The following is a 7,225-nucleotide window of genomic DNA, read 5'->3' as shown; positions in this document are numbered from 1 at the left end:
CCCCCACCGGTGCCGGTGGCTCCGCCGCCCGCCCCGCCCGCGGTGGCGCCGATCCCGGTCCCGATTCCGCTGCCGATCCCGGGCCTTGGCGGGCCGGGCTTCGGTGGACCGCCCGGAGGAGGCTTCGGTCCCCACGGCGGCGGTGACGACGGGCCGCATGGTGGCGGTGGCCACGGCGGTGGCGGCTTCCCCGGGTTCCCCGGTGGCGGCGGCGGCCATGGCGGCGGTGGCGGCTTCCCCGGCTTCGGCGGAGGTCACGGCGGCTTCGGTCGCCACTAGCCCACAGGGTGGTAACCGCACCGCCCGGCTGCGCCGCGCTCGCGTCGCCACGAGCAGGTGATCGATCGCGCTGACCGGAGGGCGCGGTCACCTGTCATCTTCCGTTTGCCTCCCGCTCAACCCTGCGATGCAATTAGCTCATGGCGACCACCTACACCGGTTGTATGCGATGCACGGTGTTCGGCACGGGTTACCTCGGTGCCACCCATGCGGTTGGGATGGCAGAACTCGGACACGACGTGCTCGGGGTCGATATCGACCCGGGTAAGGTCGCCAAGCTCGCCGGGGGCGACATCCCCTTCTACGAACCCGGCCTGCGAAAGCTGTTGAGGGAGAACCTGGCTGCCGGTCGGCTGCGGTTCACCACCGATTACGACATGGCGGCCGACTTCGCCGACGTGCACTTCCTCGGGGTGGGCACACCGCAGAAGAAGGGCGAGTACGGCGCGGACCTGCGCCACGTCTACGCGGTCATCGATGCGCTGGTGCCGCGGCTGACGACATCGGCTGTGCTGGTTGGCAAGTCCACGGTTCCGGTGGGCACCGCGGCCGAGCTCAACCAGCGGGCCGCCGCGCTGGCGCCGCACGGGGTCGACGTCGAAATCGCCTGGAATCCGGAGTTTTTGCGCGAGGGTTACGCCGTGCAGGACACTCTCAATCCGGACCGGATCGTGCTGGGCATCAAACAGGATTCGACGCGCGCCGAGGCCTCCGTTCGTGAGCTGTACGGTCCGCTGCTGGACGCCGGGATACCGTTCCTGGTGACGGATCTGCAGACCGCGGAGCTGGTCAAGGTTTCCGCCAATGCCTTTCTGGCGACCAAGATTTCGTTCATCAACGCCATCTCCGAGGTGTGCGAGGCGGCCGGTGCCGACGTCAGCCTGCTGGCCGATGCGCTGGGCTACGACCCCCGGATCGGGCGCCAATTCCTCAACGCCGGTTTGGGTTTCGGCGGCGGCTGCCTGCCCAAGGACATCCGCGCGTTCATGGCGCGCGCGGGGGAGCTCGGCGCCGACCAGGCGTTGACGTTCCTGCGCGAGGTGGACAGCATCAATATGCGCCGCCGCACCCGGATGGTGGAACTGGCCAGCGCCGCCTGCGGCGGCTCGCTGCTGGGCGCCAACATCGCCGTGCTCGGTGCGGCCTTCAAACCCGAATCCGACGACGTGCGTGACTCACCCGCGCTCAACGTCGCGGGCCAACTGCAGCTCAACGGGGCCGCCGTCAACGTCTATGACCCCAAGGCCCTGGACAACGCGCAGCGCCTGTTCCCGACCCTGAACTACGCGGTCTCGGTCGAAGAGGCCTGCGAGCGCGCCGATGCGGTGCTGGTGCTCACCGAGTGGCGCCAGTTCGTCGACATGGACCCCGACGACCTGGCCGACCGGGTGCGCGCCCGCGTCATCGTGGACGGCCGCAACTGCCTGGACGCCGGCCGCTGGCAGCGGGCGGGCTGGCGGGTATACCGCCTGGGTGCGCCGCGGCCGTAGAAGCGATCCGAAAACGGGTCGGAGACAACGGTATTCGTCGTCACCCGATCATCAGCCGGCCCGGGCGCGCAGCACCGCGCGGGGGTACTCACCGCCGTCGTCGAACAGCTCGACGTCGATGTCGTCGAATGCCGCCGAGCGCAGCGCGTCGACAACCGGTGCCGGGTCCGGGATTTCACGAAACGGCAGGCTCGCCGCGACGTCCTCGGCGTAGTGATGACCCGCCACATGTGGATTCAGTGAAATGTCGGCGACCACGAGCCCACCCGGGGGCAGCACCCGGTGCCATTCGGCGAAGGCCTGCTGCGGCTCGAGCACGGTCCAGATGAAGTGCCGGGCCGTCACGGCGTCGAAACTGGCGTCGGCGAACGGCAGCTTTTCGGTGACACCCTCCACGAACCTGACGGCCACCCGCCCGTCGGCGGCCTTGGCGCGAGCGTGCGCCAGCATGGCCTCGGACGCGTCGACGCCGGTCACCTCGTGGCCGAGCTCGGCCAGCAGCAACGCGACAAAGCCGGTGCCCGTGGCGACGTCGAGCACGCGGGACGCCGGGGGGATCGGACTCAGCGCTTCGGTCCACCGTCGACGCTCGGGCTCCGAGGAGATGCCGTGCGCGGCCCGCTGGTCGTATTGAGAACCCTCACGCTCCCAGAACTCGCGGATCGCGGTGCGGGCGACCGGAAGGCTCGCATTGGCGTCGGGCATGAGCACCTCTCGGGGACAAGGGCATTCGGCGAGCCGGGCGGTCGGGTGCCGCGGCGAGCCGGACATCGACGACAAGTCTGCAGTGCGCGCCCGCGTCACCGCAAGGCACGCGGAAGCTCGGGGCCGGCGGCCTGGCGAGTAGCCTGACCCGCGTGGACTATGCCGGAAAATTCCTCGACGAGAACCGGGCCTTCGCGGAGCTGTTTCAGGATGCCGACGAGTCCACGCCCGTGCCCACCTGCCCGGACTGGACCCTGCGCCAACTGTTCCGCCATGTCGGCCGCGGCGACCGCTGGGCGGCGCAGATCGTGCGCGACAAACTCGACAGCTACCTCGACCCGCGCACGGTGGAGGGCGGCAAGCCGCCGCCAGACCCCGCCGGCGCGATCGCCTGGCTGCAGGGCGGCGCCCAGCGGTTGATCGACGCCGTCGAGCTGACCGGTGTGGAGACACCGGTCTGGACGTTCTTGGGGTCGCGGCCGGCGAACTGGTGGGTCCGGCGCCGGCTGCACGAGGTCGCGGTGCATCGCGCCGACGCGGCGATCGCGCTGGGGCGCGACTTCGCCCTCGACGCCGACGTGGCCGCCGACGGCATCACCGAATGGCTGGAGCGCGTCGCGATCCAGGCGGGCGGCCAGGGCGCACCACTTCCGCTCGAGGAGGACGACACCCTGCACCTGCATGCCACCGATCCCGGGCTCGGCGAGGCCGGCGAATGGACGATCGCCGTCGAGGGGGGCCGGATCGGCTGGTCGCATGAGCATGGCAAAGGCGGCGCCGCGCTGCGCGGTGGCGCCACCGAGCTGCTGCTGGCGATCCTGCGCCGGCGGCCGCTGGCCGATACGGGCGTGGAGCTGTTCGGCGACGAAGCCGTGTGGGAGCGCTGGTTGGACCGTACGCCTCTCTAGCCGCGGGGCCGCACGGTAACTTGCACACCATGACCACATCGGAGATCGCCACCGTTTTGGCATGGCACGACGCGCTCAACAGCGACGACATCGCGACGTTGATCGCGTTGTCCAGCGACGACATCGAGATCGGCGACGCGCACGGCGCCGCGCAGGGCCACGAGGCGCTGCGCAACTGGGCCTCGTCGCACCGGGCGGACACGCAGCTCGGTCAGATGTATGTGCACGACGGCATCGTCGTCGTCGAACAAAAACTCGGCGGCCCCGACGGACCGGGGGCCGCCACCAACGCGCTGGCCTTCCGTGTGGTCCGCGACCACGTCACCTCGGTGTTCCGGCACGACAGCTTGGCCGCGGCGCTGGCGGCCACCGAGCTCACCGCGTCCGACGCCGTCGAATAGGGCCCTTCAAGGCATTAGGAGCTAGCCATGCGCGGAATCATCCTGGCCGGCGGGTCGGGCACCCGCTTGCATCCGATCACCACGGGCATCAGCAAGCAGCTGCTGCCGGTCTACGACAAACCGATGGTCTACTACCCGCTGTCCACCCTGATGATGGCCGGGATCCGCGACATCCTGGTGATCACCACCCCACACGACGCGCCGGGCTTCCAGCGGCTGCTGGCCGACGGCTCGCAATTCGGCGTCAACATCACCTACGTGACGCAGGAACGGCCCGACGGGCTGGCCCAGGCATTCGTCCTGGGTGCCGACCACATCGGCAATGAGCCGGTGGCTTTGGTGTTGGGGGACAACATCTTCTACGGCCCGGGCCTGGGCACCAGCTTGAGCCGCTTCCAATCCATCAGCGGCGGAGCGGTTTTCGCGTACTGGGTGGCCAACCCGTCGGCGTACGGTGTCGTGGAGTTCAGCGACGACGGCAGGGCGCTGTCGCTGGAGGAGAAGCCCAAGACACCGAAATCCAATTACGCGGTGCCGGGCCTGTACTTCTACGACAACGACGTGATCGACATCGCCAAGGGCCTCAAAAAATCGGCGCGCGGCGAGTACGAGATCACCGAGGTCAACCAGATCTACCTGAACCGGGGCCGGCTCTCGGTCGAGGTGATGGCCCGCGGCACGGCCTGGCTGGACACCGGGACGTTCGACTCGCTGCTCGACGCCAGCGATTTCGTGCGCACCCTGGAGCGCCGCCAGGGCCTGAAGGTCAGCGTGCCCGAGGAAGTGGCGTGGCGGCGGGGCTGGATCACCGACGAGGAGCTGGCCGAGCGTGCGCACAGCCTGCTCAAGTCCGGCTACGGCGGCTATCTGCTGGATCTGTTGGAGCGGAGCCGGTTTCAGTAGGTTTGGCCAGCACCGCGGCGATCGCCGTGGTCAGCGGGACCGACAGCGCCAGAGCGATGCCGCCCACCGCGGAGCGGGCGATCTCGATGGCCACGCTCTCGCTGGTCAACACGTCGGTCAGCGAGCGATTGGCCACGCTGAACAGCAACAGCAGCGGCAGCGAACTGCCGGCGTAGGCCAGCATCAGGGTGTAGACCGTGCTGGCGATGTGATCGCGGCCCACCCGGATGGCGCCGACGAAGATCGCCCGCCGCGAGCCGCCGAGATGGGCGAGCTCGAACACCGTCGAGGCCTGCGTCACCGTCACGTCGTTGAGCACACCGAGGGACCCGATGATGAAGCCGGCCAGCAGCAGGCCGCCGATCGACACGCTGCCCAGATACGCGCTGACGGTGCTGTTCTGCTCGTCGGACAACCCGGTCAGTTGCGCCAATTGTATTGCTGCCCAAGATAACCCGGCTGCCAGCAGCAGCGCCGACAGGGTGCCCAGCAGCGCGGCGCTGGTCCGCAGGTTGACCCCGTGGGCGAGATAGATGACCGCGTAGAGGATGGCCGCCGACGCGACCAGCGCCACCGGTATGGCCGGCGCGCCGTCGCGCAGCGCCGGCAGCAAGAACGTCACCAGGACCACGAACGCGACCACGATGCCCACCAGCGCCAGCAGCCCGCGCCAGCGCGCTACCGCCACGATCACCACGGCGAACGCGATCGCCAAACCGGCCAGCGCCCAGCCGCGTTCGAAGTCGTAGAACGCATAGCTGGTGGCGCCCTGGTCGTCGACCTGCCGGACGAGTCGAATGTGGTCGCCCACCGCGAATTTCGGCTGCCCGGGGCCGGGGGAGGACTCCAGCAGCGTCTGGGCGCCGGCGTTGGGGCCGGAATCGATCGACACCTGGGTCAGGACGCACCGGCCGGCGCCGGGCGGCGCCTGTTGCGGCGGGCCGGTGAGGACCTGGCTGACCGACGGGCTGCCGCAGTCGCCCATCCCGCTGGACAGCACGTGCCCGGCCTGCGTGCTCACCGCGCCGCCGGCGGCGTTCTGCAGCGGCATCGGGATGTCGACGTGCTGGCGGCTGGGCCACAGCACGATCGCGCCGACGGCGACCGCCACGCCGATCGCGATTAACAACCCGACGACGATCCTGGCGGGCAACGGATCAACGGCGGACGGGCCCGGCGGGAAGCTGTGCGAGTGGGAGTGGGTCACCCGGTCGAGAGTAGAGGCGGGCGCGCCGGGGCTTACGGTCGATAGCCGACGAGGAAGTTGCCCAGCCGCTCGATCGCGGCCGCCAGATCGCGGGCCCACGGCAGCGTCACGATGCGCAGGTGATCCGGTGCCGGCCAATTGAAGCCGGTGCCCTGAGTGACCAGAATCTTTTCCTGCAGCAGCAGATCGAGGACGAGCTGTTCGTCGTCGTCGATGTCATAGACCTCGGGGTCGAGCCGGGGGAACGCGTAGAGCGCACCGGCGGGCTTGACGCAGGACACGCCCGGGATCTCGTTGAGCTTGGTCCAGGCGACGTCGCGCTGCTCGAGCAGCCGGCCGCCGGGCAGCACCAGGTCGTCGATGCTCTGATAGCCGCCCAGGGCCACCTGGATCGCGTGCTGCGCCGGCACATTCGGGCACAGCCGCATGTTGGCCAGCAGGTTGATTCCCTCGATGAAGCTGCCGGCGTGGTCCTTGGGCCCGGTGATCGCCAGCCAGCCGGCCCGATAACCGGCCACCCGGTAGGCCTTGGACAGGCCGTTGAAGGTCAGGCACAGCATGTCCGGGGCCAGCGTGGCCAGGTTGATGTGCTTGGCGTCGTCGTAGAGGATCTTGTCGTAGATCTCGTCGGCGAGCAGCAGCAGCTCGTGCTTGCGCGCCAGATCGACGATCTGGGTGAGGACTTCGCTGGTGTAGACCGCGCCGGTCGGGTTGTTCGGATTGATCACGACCAGCGCCTTGGTCCGCTCGGTGATCTTGGACTCCATGTCGGCGATGTCGGGCTGCCAGCCCTGCGTCTCGTCGCACAGGTAGTGCACGGGCGTGCCGCCGGCCAGGGAGGTCGACGCCGTCCACAGCGGGTAGTCCGGCGACGGGATCAGCACCTCGTCGCCGTTGTCGAGCAGGGCCTGCAGCGTCATGGTGATCAGCTCGGACACGCCGTTGCCCAGGTAGACGTCGTCGACGTCGAAGCGGGGGAATCCGTCGACCAACTCGTAGCGGGTCACCACGGCCCGGCGGGCGGGCAGGATGCCCTGTGAGTCGGAGTAGCCCTGGGCGTACGGCAGCGCCTGAATCATGTCGCGCATGATCACGTCGGGTGCCTCGAAGCCGAACGGCGCCGGGTTGCCGATGTTGAGTTTGAGGATGCGATGCCCCTCGGCCTCCAGCCGCGCGGCGTGCGCGTGCACCGGTCCGCGGATCTCGTACAGGACGTCCTGGAGCTTCGACGACTGCGCGAAACTGCGCTGCGGCCGGTGATGAGCCGACGCGTGCAGGGGCAGCTGATGGGTGGTCACACCACTAATGGTGCCATCACTGTCCACTGAAATT

At 69.1% G+C, this 7,225-nt stretch carries 8 protein-coding genes; 5 read left to right on the top strand and 3 right to left on the bottom strand.

Features of this window, described 5'->3' with window-relative positions; genetic code table 11:
- Positions 1-279 (top strand): hypothetical protein (locus DQP57_RS20850; protein ID WP_205869190.1); only part of this gene is annotated, 279 nt, incomplete at its 5' end.
- Between the two features lie 164 nt (positions 280-443).
- Positions 444-1,769: a UDP-glucose dehydrogenase family protein gene (locus DQP57_RS20845; protein WP_112634586.1), complete on the top strand. Its 1,326-nt coding sequence runs from the start codon at positions 444-446 to the stop codon at positions 1,767-1,769.
- A gap of 51 nt (positions 1,770-1,820) precedes the next feature.
- On the opposite strand, the gene DQP57_RS20840 is transcribed toward DQP57_RS20845, so the two are convergent.
- Positions 1,821-2,474, bottom strand: coding sequence for a class I SAM-dependent methyltransferase (locus DQP57_RS20840; RefSeq protein WP_112634581.1), 654 nt, complete (start codon positions 2,472-2,474; stop codon positions 1,821-1,823).
- Positions 2,475-2,626: 152 nt separating this feature from the next.
- On the opposite strand from DQP57_RS20840, the gene DQP57_RS20835 reads away from it, so the two are divergent.
- The 3 genes from DQP57_RS20835 to rfbA are packed head-to-tail and all read left to right on the top strand — an operon-like array spanning position 2,627 to position 4,686.
- Complete coding sequence (locus DQP57_RS20835; protein ID WP_112634580.1) at positions 2,627-3,382, top strand: maleylpyruvate isomerase family mycothiol-dependent enzyme; 756 nt, start codon at positions 2,627-2,629, stop codon at positions 3,380-3,382.
- 29 nt (positions 3,383-3,411) lie between these two features.
- Positions 3,412-3,783, top strand: coding sequence for a nuclear transport factor 2 family protein (locus tag DQP57_RS20830; RefSeq protein ID WP_112634585.1), 372 nt, complete (start codon positions 3,412-3,414; stop codon positions 3,781-3,783).
- A gap of 27 nt (positions 3,784-3,810) precedes the next feature.
- On the top strand, positions 3,811-4,686 hold the full coding sequence (rfbA, locus tag DQP57_RS20825; protein WP_112634579.1) for a glucose-1-phosphate thymidylyltransferase RfbA: 876 nt from the start codon (positions 3,811-3,813) through the stop codon (positions 4,684-4,686).
- On the opposite strand, the gene DQP57_RS20820 is transcribed toward rfbA, so the two are convergent.
- Both DQP57_RS20820 and DQP57_RS20815 read right to left on the bottom strand, forming a co-directional pair.
- Positions 4,628-5,893 (bottom strand): YibE/F family protein, encoded by a 1,266-nt coding sequence (locus tag DQP57_RS20820; RefSeq protein WP_112634578.1) that lies wholly within the window; start codon positions 5,891-5,893, stop codon positions 4,628-4,630. The genes rfbA and DQP57_RS20820 overlap by 59 nt on opposite strands.
- A gap of 32 nt (positions 5,894-5,925) precedes the next feature.
- On the bottom strand, positions 5,926-7,218 hold the full coding sequence (locus DQP57_RS20815; RefSeq protein WP_112634577.1) for a pyridoxal phosphate-dependent aminotransferase: 1,293 nt from the start codon (positions 7,216-7,218) through the stop codon (positions 5,926-5,928).
- Between the last annotated feature and the right edge of the window lie 7 nt (positions 7,219-7,225).

It is taken from the genome of Mycobacterium colombiense (genome assembly GCF_003284935.1).
Lineage (GTDB): Bacteria > Actinomycetota > Actinomycetes > Mycobacteriales > Mycobacteriaceae > Mycobacterium > Mycobacterium arosiense_A.
Note: the sequence above shows the minus strand (reverse complement) of the source record. Positions and strands in the feature narration are given on the sequence as shown.

Coding starts and splice junctions, on each gene's coding strand:
- DQP57_RS20845 (WP_112634586.1), top strand. CDS start 444: ATGCGATGCACGGTGTTCGGCACGGGTTACCTCGGTGCCACCCATGCG.
- DQP57_RS20840 (WP_112634581.1), bottom strand. CDS start 2,474: ATGCCCGACGCCAATGCGAGCCTTCCGGTCGCCCGCACCGCGATCCGC.
- DQP57_RS20830 (WP_112634585.1), top strand. CDS start 3,412: ATGACCACATCGGAGATCGCCACCGTTTTGGCATGGCACGACGCGCTC.
- rfbA (WP_112634579.1), top strand. CDS start 3,811: ATGCGCGGAATCATCCTGGCCGGCGGGTCGGGCACCCGCTTGCATCCG.